At 68.4% G+C, this 15,375-nt stretch carries 17 protein-coding genes; 10 read left to right on the top strand and 7 right to left on the bottom strand.

Going from position 1 to position 15,375, the window contains the following annotated elements:
• Positions 1-119: 119 nt before the first annotated feature.
• A complete protein-coding gene (locus ABD255_RS02170) occupies positions 120-986 on the top strand; it encodes a LysR family transcriptional regulator (protein WP_344209142.1) in 867 nt (288 codons plus the stop codon).
• A gap of 86 nt (positions 987-1,072) precedes the next feature.
• On the opposite strand, the gene ABD255_RS02175 is transcribed toward ABD255_RS02170, so the two are convergent.
• Positions 1,073-1,897, bottom strand: coding sequence for an aldo/keto reductase (locus tag ABD255_RS02175; RefSeq protein WP_344209143.1), 825 nt, complete (start codon positions 1,895-1,897; stop codon positions 1,073-1,075).
• Positions 1,898-1,956: 59 nt separating this feature from the next.
• The gene (locus tag ABD255_RS02180) at positions 1,957-3,042 is read right to left on the bottom strand and encodes a winged helix DNA-binding domain-containing protein (protein WP_344209144.1); all 1,086 of its coding nucleotides are present in this window, start codon (positions 3,040-3,042) and stop codon (positions 1,957-1,959) included.
• 90 nt (positions 3,043-3,132) lie between these two features.
• On the opposite strand from ABD255_RS02180, the gene ABD255_RS02185 reads away from it, so the two are divergent.
• Together ABD255_RS02185 and ABD255_RS02190 are read left to right on the top strand one after the other, a co-directional pair.
• Complete coding sequence (locus tag ABD255_RS02185; RefSeq protein ID WP_344209145.1) at positions 3,133-3,771, top strand: hypothetical protein; 639 nt, start codon at positions 3,133-3,135, stop codon at positions 3,769-3,771.
• Positions 3,772-3,783: 12 nt separating this feature from the next.
• A complete protein-coding gene (locus tag ABD255_RS02190) occupies positions 3,784-4,710 on the top strand; it encodes a tetratricopeptide repeat protein (RefSeq protein ID WP_344209146.1) in 927 nt (308 codons plus the stop codon).
• On the opposite strand, the gene ABD255_RS02195 is transcribed toward ABD255_RS02190, so the two are convergent.
• The 3 genes from ABD255_RS02195 to tdh are packed head-to-tail and all read right to left on the bottom strand — an operon-like array spanning position 4,701 to position 7,586.
• On the bottom strand, positions 4,701-5,300 hold the full coding sequence (locus ABD255_RS02195; RefSeq protein ID WP_344209148.1) for a hypothetical protein: 600 nt from the start codon (positions 5,298-5,300) through the stop codon (positions 4,701-4,703). The genes ABD255_RS02190 and ABD255_RS02195 overlap by 10 nt on opposite strands.
• Positions 5,301-5,355: 55 nt before the next feature.
• Complete coding sequence (locus ABD255_RS02200; protein WP_344209494.1) at positions 5,356-6,525, bottom strand: glycine C-acetyltransferase; 1,170 nt, start codon at positions 6,523-6,525, stop codon at positions 5,356-5,358.
• A gap of 11 nt (positions 6,526-6,536) precedes the next feature.
• On the bottom strand, positions 6,537-7,586 hold the full coding sequence (gene tdh / locus ABD255_RS02205) for an L-threonine 3-dehydrogenase (protein WP_344209150.1): 1,050 nt from the start codon (positions 7,584-7,586) through the stop codon (positions 6,537-6,539).
• Positions 7,587-7,692: 106 nt separating this feature from the next.
• Here tdh and ABD255_RS02210 point away from each other — a divergent pair, with 106 nt between their 5' ends.
• From ABD255_RS02210 to ABD255_RS02220, 3 genes are read left to right on the top strand one after another with little or no spacing between them, the layout of a single operon-like run.
• On the top strand, positions 7,693-8,316 hold the full coding sequence (locus ABD255_RS02210; RefSeq protein WP_344209151.1) for a class E sortase: 624 nt from the start codon (positions 7,693-7,695) through the stop codon (positions 8,314-8,316).
• A gap of 27 nt (positions 8,317-8,343) precedes the next feature.
• Positions 8,344-8,892, top strand: a complete 549-nt coding sequence (gene pyrE / locus ABD255_RS02215) for an orotate phosphoribosyltransferase (RefSeq protein WP_344209152.1) — start codon at positions 8,344-8,346, stop codon at positions 8,890-8,892.
• Entirely contained in the window at positions 8,889-9,578 is a 690-nt protein-coding gene (locus tag ABD255_RS02220) for a type III secretion system chaperone family protein (protein ID WP_344209153.1), read from the top strand. The genes pyrE and ABD255_RS02220 overlap by 4 nt, the downstream gene beginning before the upstream one ends.
• Here the strand turns inward: ABD255_RS02220 and ABD255_RS02225 are convergent.
• Positions 9,554-10,381 (bottom strand): IclR family transcriptional regulator domain-containing protein, encoded by an 828-nt coding sequence (locus ABD255_RS02225; RefSeq protein WP_344209155.1) that lies wholly within the window; start codon positions 10,379-10,381, stop codon positions 9,554-9,556. The two genes, ABD255_RS02220 and ABD255_RS02225, sit on opposite strands and share 25 nt — an antisense overlap.
• Before the next feature lie 63 nt (positions 10,382-10,444).
• The gene (locus tag ABD255_RS02230; protein WP_344209157.1) at positions 10,445-11,917 is read right to left on the bottom strand and encodes an amidohydrolase family protein; all 1,473 of its coding nucleotides are present in this window, start codon (positions 11,915-11,917) and stop codon (positions 10,445-10,447) included.
• A 192-nt stretch (positions 11,918-12,109) separates the two neighbouring features.
• On the opposite strand from ABD255_RS02230, the gene ABD255_RS02235 reads away from it, so the two are divergent.
• Genes ABD255_RS02235 through ABD255_RS02250 form a run of 4 tightly spaced genes read left to right on the top strand, consistent with a single transcriptional unit; the run spans position 12,110 to position 15,365 of the window.
• Positions 12,110-13,333 carry a CaiB/BaiF CoA transferase family protein gene (locus tag ABD255_RS02235; protein ID WP_344209159.1) on the top strand — a complete coding sequence of 408 codons (1,224 nt, stop codon included), beginning with the start codon at positions 12,110-12,112 and terminating at the stop codon, positions 13,331-13,333.
• Positions 13,330-14,127, top strand: coding sequence for a citryl-CoA lyase (locus ABD255_RS02240; RefSeq protein WP_344209161.1), 798 nt, complete (start codon positions 13,330-13,332; stop codon positions 14,125-14,127). The genes ABD255_RS02235 and ABD255_RS02240 overlap by 4 nt, the downstream gene beginning before the upstream one ends.
• An 18-nt stretch (positions 14,128-14,145) precedes the next feature.
• On the top strand, positions 14,146-15,009 hold the full coding sequence (locus tag ABD255_RS02245) for a DODA-type extradiol aromatic ring-opening family dioxygenase (RefSeq protein WP_344209163.1): 864 nt from the start codon (positions 14,146-14,148) through the stop codon (positions 15,007-15,009).
• On the top strand, positions 15,006-15,365 hold the full coding sequence (locus tag ABD255_RS02250) for a hypothetical protein (RefSeq protein ID WP_344209164.1): 360 nt from the start codon (positions 15,006-15,008) through the stop codon (positions 15,363-15,365). The genes ABD255_RS02245 and ABD255_RS02250 overlap by 4 nt, the downstream gene beginning before the upstream one ends.
• Positions 15,366-15,375: the final 10 nt, after the last annotated feature.

Here is a 15,375-nt window from a genome sequence, read left to right on the forward strand (position 1 = left end):
GTGATGGGGAAGAGGTACATCGGCGGTTCCTTTCGTCTCTTCGACGGTAGGAGCGGCCAGTTGATACGTCCAATGAAAAATCCAGGCATACTTCATGCCTTTGACGCATGATGGAACGCATGGAGCTGCGCCAACTGGAGTCGTTCGTGGTGGTCGCCGAGGAGCTGAACGTGGGCCGGGCGGCGATCCGGCTGCATCTCACCCAGCCGACCCTCAGCCGGCAGATCGCCGCGCTCGAACGGGATCTCGGTGTCCAACTGTTCGGCCGGGTCAAGAAGCGCTTCGTACTCACCGCCGCGGGGGAAAGCTTCCTGGCCGACGCGAAGGAGTTGCTGCGCAGGGCGGAGGTGGCGGTCCGCGACGCCCAGCGGATCCAGCGGGGCGAGCTCGGCACCCTGCGACTCAGGTTCGTCCAGTCCGCGACCTTCCGGGTGCTGCCGCAGTTGCTCGGCGCGTTCCGGGTGGCCTGTCCGGAGGTCGTGCTGGACCTGGAGACGATGACGACGATCCGCCAGGTCGAGGCGCTGCGCGACGGCCGGATCGATGTCGGGTTGCTGCGGCTGTCGGCGCCGGAGCCGGGACTGTCGACGCGGGTGATGTCGGAGGATCCGCTGGTGGTGGCGCTCCCGGCCGGGCATCGGCTGGCCGAACGGAGCCGGGTCGCGCTGGCGGACCTGGCCGACGAGTCGTTCGTGCTCTACACCAGGTCGACCGGGCCGTCGGTCCACGACGCGATCGTGAACCACTGCAAGGCGGCCGGTTTCGTACCGCGGATCGTGCAGGAGGGCGCGGACGTGCAGACGATCGTGTCGCTGGTCGCCGCGGGGCTGGGCGTCTCGCTGCTGATCGCGCTGACGCCGCCGATCGACCCGCGGGCCGTCGTCTACCGGCAGTTGTCCGACGACCTGCCACCGTGGCAACTCTCGGTGGCGTGGTCGCCGGACAACCCGTCGCCCGTGCTCGAGCGGTTCCTGCAGGTCATCTAGATCGCCGCGATTGTTCTGGTTCCTGCGGCTGCTCTGGTTCCTGCGGTTGCTCTGGTTCCTGCAGCTGCCTGGGCTCCGCAGTCGGTCTAGCCGAAGGTGTCCGGGTCGCCGCCGGTGCGGACGCCGGTCTCCAGGTCGGCGATCGCGGCCATGTCGTCGTTGTCCAGGGTGAAGTCGAAGACGGCGATGTTCTCCGCGATCCGGCTCGGGGTCTTGGACTTCGGGATCACCACGTTGCCGAGCTGCAGGTGCCAGCGGATCACCACCTGGGCGGGCGACTTGCCGTGCTTGTCGCCGAGCCGCTTCAGCGTCTCGGCGCCGAGCAGTTCGCCCGAGGCCAGCGGGCTCCAGGCCTGCGTGACGATGTCGTTCTCGGCGTTGAACGCGCGAAGTTCGTCCTGCGGCAGCGCGGGGTGCAGCTCGATCTGGTTCACCGCCGGGCGCAGGTCGGTCTCCTGGAACAACCGCTGCAGCGCCGGGATGTGGAAGTTCGAGACGCCGATCGAGCGGACCCGCTTGTCGGCGTACAGCTGCTCGAGCGCCTTCCAGGTGTCGACGTACTTGTCCTTCTTCGGCGCCTGCCAGTGGATCAGGTACAGGTCGACGTGGTCGAGGCCGAGCCGGCCGAGGCTGGCGTCGAACGCCTTCAGGGTGGAGTCGTAGCCCTGGTCGCTGTTCCACACCTTGGTGGTGATGAAGAGCTCGTCGCGGGGCAGGCCGGCGCCGGCGATCGCGCGGCCGACGCCCTCCTCGTTGCCGTAGATGGCGGCGGTGTCGACGTGCCGGTAGCCCGACTCGAAGGCGGCTTCGACGACACCGGTGACGATCTCGTCCTCGACCTGCCAGACCCCCAGGCCCAGCTGTGGGATCTCGACGCCGTTGTCCAGAGTGATCGTGGGGACTGTGCTCATCTGTCTATTCCACTGGCACCGGCCGCTCTAGCCCAGTCATCCGACGTGTGACAACAACCTCATCGACTGACCGTAACCACCTCATAGGTTTTGGCATCCGGCTCCACGAACCGCAGCAACGCGGTGCCCTCACGCTCCAACTCGGCCGCCGTCTTCTTCAGAGTCCGCCCGAACGGGGTCAGGGTGAGAGTGGCCACACCACGCTTCTTCTCGGCCGTCCACAGGCCCGCGACCAGCCCGTCGACCAGGTACGTCGACTTCACCCGGAGGTTCTTCGTGAAGACGGCCGGGCGGTGCTCGTCGGCGATGACCCGCTCGCGTTTCGCGTGAGCGAGCAGGAGATTGTCGAACTCCGGCAGGAACCTGATGGGCGCGGCGGTGTCCGGATCAGGCCGAGGCCCACCCGGTACGTCGTACAGGGGCTTGCCGCTCTCGTCGGTGAACTCGGCCAGTTCCACCTTCCCGAACCAGTCCTTCGCCTTCGGCAACCCCGACCAGGTCTGGAAGTCGGCAGGCGTGGCCGGCCCGAAAGCCTCCAGATATCGGATGACCAACTCCTCCGGTACTGCGCTGCGCCGGATCTTCGCCCCCAGCCACTCCTCAGCCGGCGTGAACCGGGCGTTGGCCGACCACGACCACCGGGTCTGCGTCGGCACCATCACCAACGGCACCAGCATCCGGGTGGTGAACCCCAGCGCCCGATCGTTCACCGCCGGGAACTCCTTCAGCAGCGCATCCCGTACTTCGGTGAAGGTCAACGGCTCCTTCGCCAGCAACTTCTCCGCGGCGGCGACCACCTTCTCCGGCTCGAGCCCCTCGGCCCGATCCCCGAGCATCCGCAACCCCGCCTCGAGCACCGGACTCACCGTGCTCCGAAACCGCAGGTAGTCCTCGGCACTCACCAGGTGCAACGTCCCCCGGAACAACGTCGCCCGGACCACCTCGTGCTCGCGGACGGCCGCTGTCAGCTGCTCGTCGGAGAACCCCTCCAGCCGCGACCACAACCCGACGTACGGATGCTTGGGCTCCTGTCCCTGCATCCCCGCGAGCCGGGCCACTGCCTCGACGACCCCGACCTCGGCACGCTCCAGCAACAGTTGCCGAGCCAACGTGGCCCGGTTGATCGCCCTCGCGCTCAGTTTCATGCCGACATCTTGCCGCCTCCGACCGACAGTCACGGCAGTAACATTGAGTAACGTCCGGCGGGCCCGGCCTGCCGCGAGGGGGAGGTTGCCATGGACTACATCTGCTACATCTCCCGGTCGAAGGTGGACAGTCTCCACGCCCAGCTGCAGCCGGAGCAGTACAGCGACATCACCGAGCAGCTCACCAACGAGGTGTCGAAGTCGGGTGAGCTGCAGGCAGGCGTGCCGCTCGGCCCGCTCGCCAACCTGTTCAAGGGCGGCGCCAGCTACGGCCGGCGCAACGTGATCCAGGTCGAGCGCAAGGTCAAGACGGCTTATGTGGAGAAGCTGAGGGACGTCCTGCTGGCGATCGCCACGGACCACGGCGACATCCCCGACCTACGCGACGCGGACCTGTCGGAGCAGCCGCTGCGATCCGTGTACTACTTCTACGAAGGTGCGTTCCGGGTTGTGGGCGCGGTGACGGAGACCGCGATGCCCGAGGTCGTCACGTTGCGGTCGAGCCTCGGGAGACGGAAGTTGCTGGTGGACTGCTCGCTGCGCTATTTCAGCGAGAACCCGGACCCGACCGGGCCGATCCGTCTCCACTCCGGGAACTACGCGTTCTTCACCCGAGGGCTCAAGGTCAGGATGTCCGGCGTACTGGTCGTCTCCGGCGTCCAGGGCCGTGAGGTGAGCGGCTCGCCGTTGTATCTCCAGCTGTCCTCCGCCGGCGACGTCGTGCTCTGATCGGCCACCACGATGGAGCCGCTGAACCTCCTGGAGCACGATCCGGAGGAGTATGCCGGGAAGAGCCTGTCGATCAACGGGATCGAGTACGAGCTGGGCGACCTGGTGGGCAGCGGGATGTCCAAAATGGTCTATTTGCTGCGCAATCGCCGGTCGGGCCTGGTGCTGCACGTGCTGGCCATCTACCGCGATCCGGAGCTCAGCCGTCAGGAGCTGACGAACGAGTTGGCGGCGAAAGGGGTCGCCGACGTCCTCGGCGGTCTGGCGGTCCCGAACCTGATGGAGGTTCCGCTCGCCGGCGGCATCGCTCATCTGCAGGAGTATTTCGGGCCGTTCGAGAAGGAGCCGGGTCCGCGGTTGCTCGCGGCCGAGCGGTTGCTGGGCGAGGAGCGCTGGGAGGAGGCGGCGGACCTGTTGACCGCTTTCCTGGTCGAACGGCCGGACCACACGGTCGCGTTGAACAACCGCGCCTATGCGCTGGGACGATGCGCTCGACGCGAGGAAGCCTTCGAGTCGATCGAGGCGGCCGTCGAGATCGAGTCCAACTACCTGCCCTACCTCCAGACCTACCTGCAGTTCGCAGTCGCCCTCGAACAGTTCGAGCCGGCCGTCGACGCCTACCTGGCGATCAAGGAGAGGTTCCCTTACGACCAGAGCTGCGGACCCCTGGTCCCGGCCATCGCCGAGAGTCTTCTCGACGACGCCACCTCCCGCGTCAACACGAAGAACTCGCGTGCGGCCGTCGAACCGGTCCTGGTTCTTCTCAACATCGGCGAGGAGTACGACGAGCCGGACCTGCAGCAAACCGCTTTGGACCTCCTCAGCCGGGCCTACTCCGACGATCCCGAAGGAGTCTCCGAAGAGCTCAGGAACCTCACCGGCGAGGATCCGCCCGCCTGGCTCCAGTCATCCCGCCCGGCCGGAGACGATCAGCTGTAGTCCGCCTCGTCGTACTTGGGCAGTCCGAGCAGCTTGCGGATCTCCGCGGCAGGAGAGTTGCCACTGGCCGCCGACGCGCGGCGTACGTGTCCGGCCATCTCACTGAGGCTGTCCGCCGCCGCGACCTTCAGCCAGTGCGGCCTGGCCGCCGCGTTGGCCTTGGCGAGTTCGCGGATCTGAGTGGCCACGGTGGTCGGCCAGGGAATCGACGACAGGTGGCGCGACTCCGTCAGGTTCGCCGCGGCGACCGCCCGGGCCCGCGTACGCAGCGTCGCCACCGAGGCGCCGCCGTTCGCTGACTTCTCGAAGCGTTCGAGCGCTACGTTGTACGGCCGCGTGACGGCCAGGTACTTCGTCCGCGCCTCGGCCACCGTCAGGCGAGCCGGCGCCGGCTTCTTGGTGGCAGGCGGCGTCTGCACCGGTGTCGCCGGAGGTGTTCTCACCGACGCCGACGGAGACGTTCCCGCAGCGGCGCTCGGCAGCGTCGACGCGACCGAAGACGTCGCCGCGACGGGCTGCTCCCCGTCAGCACCGCACCCGGTGACCCCCAGCAAGCCAACGACACCGACAACGGCCAGTACTCCACGCATGACGCTCCCTCACCCGGATGAACCGGATCACCCTAGTCCTGCGCCGGCGGGCTTGTCAGGCCAGTGCGGCGCGGGCCTCGATGAAGGCGGCGACCGCCTGCTCGACGTCCTCGGTGGAGTGGGCGGCGGACAGCTGGGTGCGGATCCGGGCCTTGCCGTGCGGGACGACCGGGTAGGAGAAGCCGATCACGTAGACGCCGAGCTCGAGCAGTTTGTCGGCCAGCCGGCCGGCCTCGGCGGCGTCGCCGATCATCACCGGGGAGATCGGGTGGTCGCCCGGCAGGACGTCGAAACCGGCCTCGGTCATCTTGGTGCGGAACAGCTTGGTGTTGGCGGCGAGCTTGTCGCGCAGGTCGCTCGTGCCGCCGATCAGCTCCAGCGCCTTCAGCGAGGCCGCGGTGACCGCGGGAGCCAGTGAGTTGGAGAACAGGTACGGCCGGGAGCGCTGGCGAAGCAGTTCGACGATCTCGCGGCGCCCGGAGACGTAACCGCCGGAGGCGCCGCCGAGGGCCTTGCCGAGCGTGCCGGTCAGCACGTCCACCCGGTCCTTCACACCGAACAGCGAGGGGGTGCCGGCGCCGTCCGGGCCGACGAAGCCGACCGCGTGCGAGTCGTCGACCATGACGAGCGCGTCGTAGCGCTCGGCCAGGTCGCAGATCTCGTCCAGCGGCGCGACGTAGCCGTCCATCGAGAACACGCCGTCGGTCGCGATCAGCCGGTACCGGGCGTCGGCCGCGTCCTTCAGCTGCGCCTCCAGGTCGGCCATGTCGCGGTTCTTGTACCGGTACCGCTTCGCCTTGGACAGCCGGATGCCGTCGATGATGCTGGCGTGGTTGAGCTCGTCGGAGATGACCGCGTCCTCGGCGCCGAGCAGCGTCTCGAACAGGCCGCCGTTGGCGTCGAAGCAGGAGCTGTAGAGGATCGTGTCCTCCTGGCCGAGGAAGTTGCTCAGGGCTCCTTCCAGGTCCTTGTGGATCTCCTGGGTGCCGCAGATGAAGCGGACCGAGGCCATCCCGAAGCCCCACTCGTCCAGCGCCGACTTCGCCGCCGCGATCACCTCGGGGTGGTCGGCCAGGCCGAGGTAGTTGTTGGCGCAGAAGTTCAGCACCTCCTTGCCGTTGGCAACCGAGATGGCGGAGTTCTGCGGCGACGTGATCACCCGCTCGGACTTGTAGAGCCCGGCGTCGCGGATCTCGCCGATGGTGCTGGTCAGGTCGTCGCGCATCCGGCCGAACATCAGTGCTTCTCCTTGTGGGTCGAGGTGGTCCAGTCCAGGATGACCTTGCCGCACTGCCCTTCCCGGGCGGTGTCGAAGGCCTGCTCGAAGTCGGCGTACCCGTGCCGGTGGGTGATCACCGGGGCCAGGTCGAGGCCGCGCTCCAGCATCACGGACATCGAGTACCAGGTCTCGAACATCTCCCGGCCGTAGATGCCCTTGATCGTCAGCATGTTGAGCACCACCGTGCTCCAGTCGATCGCGATCTCGTCGGCGGGCAGCCCGAGCATCGCGATCTTGCCGCCGTGGTTCATGTTCGCCAGCATGTCGCGCAGCGCGGCCGGCTGCCCGGACATCTCCATCCCGACGTCGAAGCCCTCGCGCATGCCCAGGTCGCGCTGCGCGGCCGCGATGCTCTGCTCGCCGACGTTGACGGCGTGGGTGACGCCGATCTTGCGGGCCAGTTCGAGCCGGAAGTCGGACAGGTCGGTGATCACCACGTTGCGGGCGCCCGCGTGCAGGGCGACGGCCGCGGCCATGATCCCGATCGGGCCGGCGCCGGTGATCAGCACGTCCTCGCCGACCACCGGGAACGACAGCGCCGTGTGGACCGCGTTGCCGAACGGGTCGAAGATCGCCGCCACGTCCAGGTCGACCGGGTCCCGGTGCACCCAGACGTTCATCGACGGCAGCGCGACGTACTCCGCGAACGCGCCCGGCACGTGCACGCCGAGTCCGCGCGTCTTGATGCACAGATGGCGCCGGCCCGCGCGGCAGTTGCGGCAGCGGCCGCAGACCAGGTGACCCTCGCCGCTGACCAGGTCACCCACCGCGACGTCGCGGACACCGGCGCCGATCTCGACCACCTCGCCGCAGAACTCGTGCCCGGTGACCATCGGGACGGGTACGTTCTTCTGCGCCCAGTGATCCCAGTTCTGGATGTGCAGATCGGTCCCGCACAGGCCGGTCCGCAGTACCTTGATCAGTACTTCGTCCGCCTCGATCCGCGGTTCCGGGACGTCCTGCAGCCACAGACCCGGCCTGCTCTCGGCCTTGACCAGCGCCTTCACGGCTACCTCCTAGGTGATTGCCCTCCACATCGTCGTCCCGGCCAACCGGTCCCGTCCATCGACACGTCGTACACAGCCTGTGCAGATGATCTGCATACTTGTCCGCATGGCACGGGGCGTCGTACGGGGTGTAGGCATCGTCGCGTTGCTGGCTGGGCTCGGGTTGCTCGGCTGGGTCGGCTGGCAGTACTTCGGAACGGGGATCACCTCGAACCAGAAGATGGGCGAGGCGGAGAGCGCGCTGCGCGAGCAGTGGAAGGCGCCCGCCACGGCGAAACCGTCGACCGGTGCTCCGCTCGTGCTGCTGCGGATCCCCAAGTTCGGCAAGGACTGGGAGAAGCCTGTCGTGGAAGGCGTCGGCAAGGACGACCTGACCCGCGGCATCGGCCACTACCCGCAGACGCAACTTCCCGGCCGGCCGGGCAATTTCGCCATCGCGGGCCACCGGGTCACCCACGGCTCACCGTTCCGCAAACTGCTGGAACTGTCCAAGGGTGACCAGGTGATCGTCGAGACCGCCGACGCCGTCTACACCTACGAACTGGACGGTTCCCCGCGCGACCTGACCGTGAAACCGACCGACAACTGGGTCCTCGACCCCGTCCCGGGCAAGCCCCGAGAGACTCCGACGAAGTCGATCATCACCCTGACCACCTGCCAGGACCTGTTCCACTCCCCGGACCGCTCGATCGCCTTCGGCCACCTCGTGAAGGCCGACAAGAAGAGTTGACCACCAGGTCGTTTAGGGTGGTGGTTCATGAGCTTTGATCGGGATGCGTTGCTGGAGCAGGTCAAGGGCAAGGCGATCGTGCACGGGCGGGTGACGCTCGCCTCCGGGAAAGAGGCCGACTACTACGTCGACCTGCGCCGGATCACGCTGGACGCCGAGGCGGCGCCGCTGATCGGGCCCGCGCTGCTGGAACTGACCGCGGACCTGGACTACGACGCGGTCGGCGGGCTGACCCTCGGCGCGGACCCGGTGGCGATGTCGATGCTGCACGCGGCCGCCCGGCAGGGACGCAAGCTGGACGCGTTCGTCGTCCGCAAGGCGGAGAAGACGCACGGGCTGCAGCGCCGGATCGAGGGACCGGACGTGAAGGGCCGCCGGGTGCTCGCGGTCGAGGACACCTCCACCACCGGTGGTTCGGTGCTCACCGCGGTCGAGGCGTTGCGCGAGGCCGGCGCCGAGGTCGTCGCCGTCGCGGTGATCGTCGACCGGTCCACCGGCGCACAGGAGAAGGTCGAGGCGGAAGGCCTGGAGTACCGCTCGGTGTTCGGCCTCGAGGAGCTTGGCCTCGGCTCTTGACCGTCGTCCTGGTTCTGCTGCTGATCGTCGCGGTCGGCGTCCTGGTCGGCTACGTCAGCTACGTGCAGGCGAAGAAGCGCCGCGAGGCCTTCGCCGCGTTCGCCGCCCAGCAGGGCTTCGGCTACGGGCCCGCGAACCACGCGCTGGCCGACCAGTGGCCGGGCAGCCCGTTCCGGACCGGTGACAACCGGCGGGTGCGCAACGTGCTCAGCGGTCTGTACCAGGGCCGCCAGATCGTTGCCTTCGACTACACGTACCAGACCCATTCGAGCAACGGGAAAGGCGGCCGGCGCACCACCACGCACAAGTTCGGTGTGGTGGTGATGCGGCTGCCCGGCGCCCTGCCCAGACTTGAGGTCACGCACGAGGGGATCTTCGGCGGCGCTGTGGCGAACGCACTCGGCTTCGCCGACCTGCAGTTCGAGAGCGAGCAGTTCAACCGCGCCTTCCGGGTGGAAGCGGACGACGCACGGTTCGGGCACGCGGTGATCCACCCGCAGATGATGGAGATGTTGCTCGGCCGCGGCGAGATCGGCTGGCGGATCGAGGGCGACTCCCTGATCGGCTGGGACCCCGGCGCTCATACCCCGGTTGAGGTGATGAACCGCCTCCAACTCCTCCAGTACGTCGTCGACCACGTCCCGCCGTACGTCTGGCGCGACTATGCGGGCGTGGACCCGCGCTGACCCGGGTCGACCTCGACGTGCGGCCGGGTCTGCCAAAGAGCCCACTCGGCGCTCACGTCACCGGCGGTTCGCAGCAGCAGCGGCAGATACTCCTTGAGAAGCCGCTCGGTCGAGGTCTCCGCCGCGTGCACCGTGACGTTCATAGCCGCCCGGACCGTGCCGCTGCCGTCTCGTACCGGCGCCGCAACGGACCGTACTCCGGGCGCGAGCTCCTCGTCGGCCAGCGCCCAGCCGCGCGCTCGGATCTCGGTCAGCTCGGCGTTGAGCTGCTCGGCGGAGCGCCCGATGTACGGCGGCAGCCCGGCACGGCTCGGCTGCGCGAGCGTCTTCGCGAGCTCGTCGGGGGATAGTCCGGCGAGCAAGACCTTGCCCTGTGAGGTCTGGGCGGCCGGGAACCTGGTCCCGATGTCCACCCGCAGCGCGATGATCTTCGGCACCGACACCCGGGCGACGTAGACGATGTCCGACCCGTCGAGCTGCGCCATCGACGACGATTCGCCGGTGCGGGCGACCAGCTCCTCCAGGTGGGGCCGGGCGATGTCCCACAGGCCGAGCGCGCCGACGTACGCCATCCCCAGGGTCAGCACCTTCGGCGTCAGCTGGAAGGAGCCGCCGGTCGACCGGACGAAGCCGAGCTCCTCCAGCGTCAGCAGCAGCCGCCGGGCGGTGGGGCGGGCCAGGCCGGCCGCGGTCGCCACCTCGCTCAGCGACATGCTGCGGTGGTCGGCGTCGAAGCAGGCGAGCACATCCAGTCCGCGAGCCAGGGACTCGACGAAATCGGGACCTGCGCCACGTCCTGCCATCAGTGCCTGCCTCCGCTGCTTCGACCACCCATCGCCGCTGAGCCTACGACGCCGACCGGCCGGTCACGCGTCTGAGCCCCGGTCCCCGAACATGCTGCCCCGCGCCTCCCGCGTCGACTCGGACTTGTACTCCGTGTACTGGTACGGGTTGTCCAGCACCTCGTCGTGCGGGAGATCGGGGTTCATCCCGCCGGCCCACGCCTCCTCGCCCATCGTCGACCGGAGGTAGTCCACTGTCGCCTCCACGGACCGGCGTACGGCGGGCAGGTCGACGCCGACGAGGCGGTGCTCGTGCTTCACCACCTTGCCGTCGACGAGCACGGTGTGGACGTCGCCGCGCTGCGCCTGGAACGCGACCTGACCGTAGGGGTTGAGCAGCGGGAAGGACACTGGGGAGTTGTCGTTCTTGATCAGCACCAGATCGGCCTTCTTGCCCGGCTCGAGGCTGCCGAGGTCATCCCGGCCGAGTGCCCGGGCGCCGCCGCGGGTGGCCCAGTCCACCACGTGCTCGGCACGCAGGTGGGTGTGAGTGACGGTGTCGCCCTTCACGTGCGCTTCGAGGTGCTCGCGGGAGCGGTCGGCGCCGAGCGTGGTACGCATGGCCGAGAAGAGGTCGCCGCTCCACCAGACGCTGGTGTCCATCGACAGCGACACCGGGATGCCGTACCGGCGGACCTGCCAGGTGGGCGGGTAACCCTGGCCCGCGCTCTGCTCAGACTCCGTCGACACCGAGACCGAGCCGCCGCTCGCGGCGATCCGCTGGTACGAATCGGTGGTCAGGGTCGCCGAGTGAACGTAGATGTTCTTCGGCGTCATGAACCCGTTCTCGTGCATCAGCCGGATGCCGTCGTCGTTGGTGGCGCCCCAGACTCCCGCGTGGGTGGTGACCGCGAGGTCCAGTTCGCGCGCCACCTCGAAGGCGGCGCGCTCCGGGAAGGACGGGTCGCCGGTCACGTCGAAGGCCAGTTGGAGACCGAGCAGGTCGCCGGCCTCCGATCGGCGGCGTTCCAGGAACGAGCGGACATCCGCGTCCGCGGTCCACTCCCACGGCCCGGCCTGAATATTGCCGTAGGCAAGGACGAACCGGCCGGGCACGGCCTGCAACGCGTCCACCGCAGCCTCGGCGTGGTCGACGGTCTGCAGCCCGTGGGACCAGTCGACCGTGGTGGTGACGCCGGCCTCCAGGGACTCCCAGGCCGCGAGCAGGTTGCCGGCGTGGATGTCCTCGGGCCGGAAGGTCTTGCCGTGCTCGAGGTAGTACCAGACGAAGTACTGGGTCAGGGTCCAGTCGGCGCCGTACGCGCGCATGGCGGTCTGCCACATGTGCCGATGGGTGTCGATCATTCCCGGCATCACGATGCCACCGCGGGCGTCGATCTCGGCGGTGCCGTCGGGCACGTCCAGAGCCGGGCCGACAGCGGCGATGCGGTCGTCGACGACCAGGACGTCCGCGTCGGTCAGCACGGTGTGACTGTCGTCCATGGTCAGGACGGTGCCGCCGCGCAGGACCACCGGCCGGCCGGGTGCAATGGACATGAGCTCCTCCAGCAGATGACCGGACGATCGTCCGGATGACGGTCACTGCTCACTATCGAAGCGAGGCTCAAGGCTGTCAAGAGGTGAGATCCGAGGCGCTTCGCGGCCCTTGACAGCCTTCGTCCAGCGGCCGGAGACTGATCGCGACGAGGACGCGGACAGTTGTCCGCCGACGACTGATAGGAGCCTGCTGTGAGTGGACCGCTCTCCGGGCTGCTGGTGGCCGACTTCTCCCGGATCCTCGCCGGTCCCTACGCGACCATGCTGCTGGCCGACCTCGGGGCCGAGGTGGTCAAGGTCGAGGCGCCGAGTGGCGACGACACCCGTTCCTGGCAGCCGCCGGTGCGCGACGGGATCTCGACGTACTACCTCGCGGTCAATCGCAACAAGCGGTCGATCGCGCTCGACCTCAAAGACCCCGACGACCTCGCCGCGGCGCAGGAACTGGCGCGCCGCGCCGACGTGGTGGTCGAGAACTTCAAGCCGGGTGGGCTGGCTCGCTTCGGGCTGGACTACGACTCGGTCGCGGCCGGCAACACGGGCGTGATCTACGCGTCGATCAGTGGCTTCGGCAGCGGACCGAAGGGTGCCTCGCTGCCCGGGTACGACCTGATCGTCCAGGCGATCTCCGGGCTGATGAGCCTGACCGGCGATCCGGACGGTGAGCCGTTCCGCGCCGGCATCTCGGTCTTCGACGTGATGGCGGGGATGCACGCCACGATCGGCGTCCTGTCGGCGCTCAACTCGCGCCACCAGACCGGTCGTGGACAGCACGTCGAGGTCAACCTGCTGTCGTCGGCGCTGTCCGGCCTGGTCAACCAGTCGAGCGCGTATGTCGCCGGCGGCGTCGTGCCGTTCCGGATGGGCAACAGCCACCCGAGCCTGTTCCCGTACGAGCCGTTGCCGTGCTCGGACGGGGACCTGATCATCACGGCGGGAAACAACGGGCAGTTCCGCAAGCTGGTCGAGGTGCTCGGGGTACCCGAGCTCGCCGACGACCCGCGCTTCGACCGCAACGAACAGCGGACCGCCAACCGCGACGAGCTACGTCCGCTGCTGGTCGAGCGGCTGAGGACCCGGACGAGGATGGAGTGGTTCCGCGCGATCATCGACGCAGGCGTCCCGTGCGGCCCGATCAACACGATCGACGCCGGCGTGGCCTTCGCCGAAGACATCGGCCTGGACCCGGTGGTCACGATCGGCTCAGGCACCACGGCCACACCAAGCGTCCGCAACCCGATCACGTTCTCCGAAACACCCGCGGACTACCGCCTACCCCCGCCGTCGCTAGACGAACACGGCGCCGAACTCCGCAGCTGGCTCGCGACCCCATCAGCTGACGCCGCAGGCGAGGCGGCCGACGCCGCCCCCACCGCCGCTCCCGTCGCCCCCGACGACGAGGAGCGTTTCGCATGAGCGGTTCTGACGACGGGCTCAGGTTCCCGACCTCCCTGGGCACCTCCAGCGCGGACGAGATTCGGCTGCTGGGGCAGGATCTGACCGCCGATCTGATGGGCAAGGTCGGGTTCGGGGAGCTCGCGTTCTGGCTGGTCGCGATGCGGCGGCCGACGGCGGCGGAGACCCGGGTGTTCGAGGCTGTGCTGGTGGCGCTGGCCGATCACGGGTTCACGCCGACCGCGATCGCCGCCCGGCTGACCTATCTCTCCGCGCCGGACTCGCTCCAGGGCGCGCTCGCCGCCGGGCTGCTGGGTGGAGGATCGCGGTTCCTGGGCGTGACCGAGGACTGCGGAACCTTCCTGCACGAGGCGTTGAAGGAGCAGGAGCTGCCGACAGACGACGCCGGCTGGGACGCTCTGGCGCTGACCGTCGTCAGCGAGGCCAAAGCAGCCAAGCGGTTGATCCCCGGCCTCGGCCACCCGGTCCACAAAGTGCAGGACCCCCGCACACCGGTACTGATCGCGATCGCCGACGAAGAAGGCCTGCGCGGTCCGCACCTACGTCTGTTCGAAGCCATCGGCCGAGTGCACGAGCAAATTCTCGGCCGCCGCCTCCCCCTCAACGGCGCCGGCGTCTGCGGCGCAGCCCTGGCCGACCTCGGCCTGCCAGTCGAACTGCTCCGCGGTTTCGCCTTGCTGGCAAGGGCCGCCGGGCTGCTCGGACAGCTCGCCGAGGAGCGCCGCCGCCCGATCGGTATGGACGCCTACCTGACCGTCGACCGCAACGCCGTCTACGTCGACCCCACCAGCTGAACGCAGAGGAGCTCCCCCATGGCCACCGTCGCCGCGGTCATCGCCTCGACGCACCACCCGTTCTACTACCGGGCGAGTACGGCGACCGGCGCCGACCGGCCGCCGTTCGCGGACGAGTGGGTCGCCAAGATCGAGGCGTTCCGCGAGACGCTGACCAAGGCCCGTCCCGACATCCTGGTGATGGTCGGCAGCGATCACTTCCACCAGCTGTGGCTGGACAACATGCCGCAGTTCCTGGTCGGCAAGGCGCCCTTCTACGACGCGAACTTCTACAACGAGGAACGTGAGTTCGGCCTGCCCCGGATGACTCTGCCCGGCGAGGAACAGCTGTCCTCGCACATCCTCCGCGACGGCCTGGACGCCGGCTTCGATCTTGCCTTCAGCAACGAACTGCGGATCGACCACAGCATCACCTGCCCGATCATCACGTTGCGGCCGGAGGCGGACCTGCCGATCGTGCCGATCTACACCAACATCTTCGCGCCGCCACTACCTCGGCCGCAGCGGTTCGTCGAGCTCGGCCGGACGATCCGCCGGCTGGTGGAGTCGTGGCCGGAGGACAAGCGGGTCGCGATCATCGGCACCGGCCACCTGTCTCTCGAACTCGGCGGACCACGCCAGTTCGGCGAGCACGGTCCCGATCCCGCGTTCGACCGGAAGGCCGTCGACTGGATCGCGAGCGGCGACATCGAGGGCTGCCTGGCCGAGGTGACCCTGGACAGCCTGCACCTGCCGGGCAACGCGACCCACGGGTTCATGGACTTCATGCTGATGATGGGCGTGGCGGGTGCCGGCGCGAAGGCCGACCACGTCGACTCGCTGGACCTCTTCCATACGATGGAGGCCTACTTCACCTGGTACCCGAACGGAGTACCGGCATGAGCAAGTACCTGCTGAACAAGTTCCTCTTCACCGTCGACCGCGACCCCGAACTGGTCGAGCGCTACCGCGCGGACCCTGTCGGCACGGTGACCTGGTGGGAGCAGGAGATGGCCAACAAGCTGCTCAACTGCACCTCTGCCGAGCAGTCGACCTGGCTGGCGTTCACCGACGAGGAGCGTCGGGCGCTGCGCGAGCACGACCACGTCGCGTTGTTCGAGTTGGGCGCTCACCCGTTCCTCACACTCACGTTGTTCATCGCGCTGTTCGAGCGAGACCACGGCCCGCTGGAGTACCAGAAGGCCTACGGCAAAGCGCTGGAGCACCTCAGCCTGCCCTATCCCGACGTCGCCACCTGACCTGCGAGGA

It is taken from the genome of Kribbella sancticallisti (genome assembly GCF_039530625.1).
In the GTDB taxonomy this organism is placed as follows: domain Bacteria; phylum Actinomycetota; class Actinomycetes; order Propionibacteriales; family Kribbellaceae; genus Kribbella; species Kribbella sancticallisti.

Excerpts from the sequence above, each read along its gene's own strand:
- ABD255_RS02190 (WP_344209146.1), top strand. The coding sequence starts at position 3,784 with ATGGAGCCGCTGAACCTCCTGGAGCACGATCCGGAGGAGTATGCCGGG.
- ABD255_RS02210 (WP_344209151.1), top strand. The coding sequence starts at position 7,693 with ATGGCACGGGGCGTCGTACGGGGTGTAGGCATCGTCGCGTTGCTGGCT.
- ABD255_RS02170 (WP_344209142.1), top strand. The coding sequence starts at position 120 with ATGGAGCTGCGCCAACTGGAGTCGTTCGTGGTGGTCGCCGAGGAGCTG.
- ABD255_RS02185 (WP_344209145.1), top strand. The coding sequence starts at position 3,133 with ATGGACTACATCTGCTACATCTCCCGGTCGAAGGTGGACAGTCTCCAC.
- ABD255_RS02250 (WP_344209164.1), top strand. The coding sequence starts at position 15,006 with ATGAGCAAGTACCTGCTGAACAAGTTCCTCTTCACCGTCGACCGCGAC.
- ABD255_RS02180 (WP_344209144.1), bottom strand. The coding sequence starts at position 3,042 with ATGAAACTGAGCGCGAGGGCGATCAACCGGGCCACGTTGGCTCGGCAA.
- ABD255_RS02245 (WP_344209163.1), top strand. The coding sequence starts at position 14,146 with ATGGCCACCGTCGCCGCGGTCATCGCCTCGACGCACCACCCGTTCTAC.
- ABD255_RS02200 (WP_344209494.1), bottom strand. The coding sequence starts at position 6,525 with ATGCGCGACGACCTGACCAGCACCATCGGCGAGATCCGCGACGCCGGG.
- ABD255_RS02195 (WP_344209148.1), bottom strand. The coding sequence starts at position 5,300 with ATGCGTGGAGTACTGGCCGTTGTCGGTGTCGTTGGCTTGCTGGGGGTC.
- ABD255_RS02230 (WP_344209157.1), bottom strand. The coding sequence starts at position 11,917 with ATGTCCATTGCACCCGGCCGGCCGGTGGTCCTGCGCGGCGGCACCGTC.
- pyrE (WP_344209152.1), top strand. The coding sequence starts at position 8,344 with ATGAGCTTTGATCGGGATGCGTTGCTGGAGCAGGTCAAGGGCAAGGCG.
- ABD255_RS02225 (WP_344209155.1), bottom strand. The coding sequence starts at position 10,381 with ATGGCAGGACGTGGCGCAGGTCCCGATTTCGTCGAGTCCCTGGCTCGC.
- ABD255_RS02175 (WP_344209143.1), bottom strand. The coding sequence starts at position 1,897 with ATGAGCACAGTCCCCACGATCACTCTGGACAACGGCGTCGAGATCCCA.
- ABD255_RS02240 (WP_344209161.1), top strand. The coding sequence starts at position 13,330 with ATGAGCGGTTCTGACGACGGGCTCAGGTTCCCGACCTCCCTGGGCACC.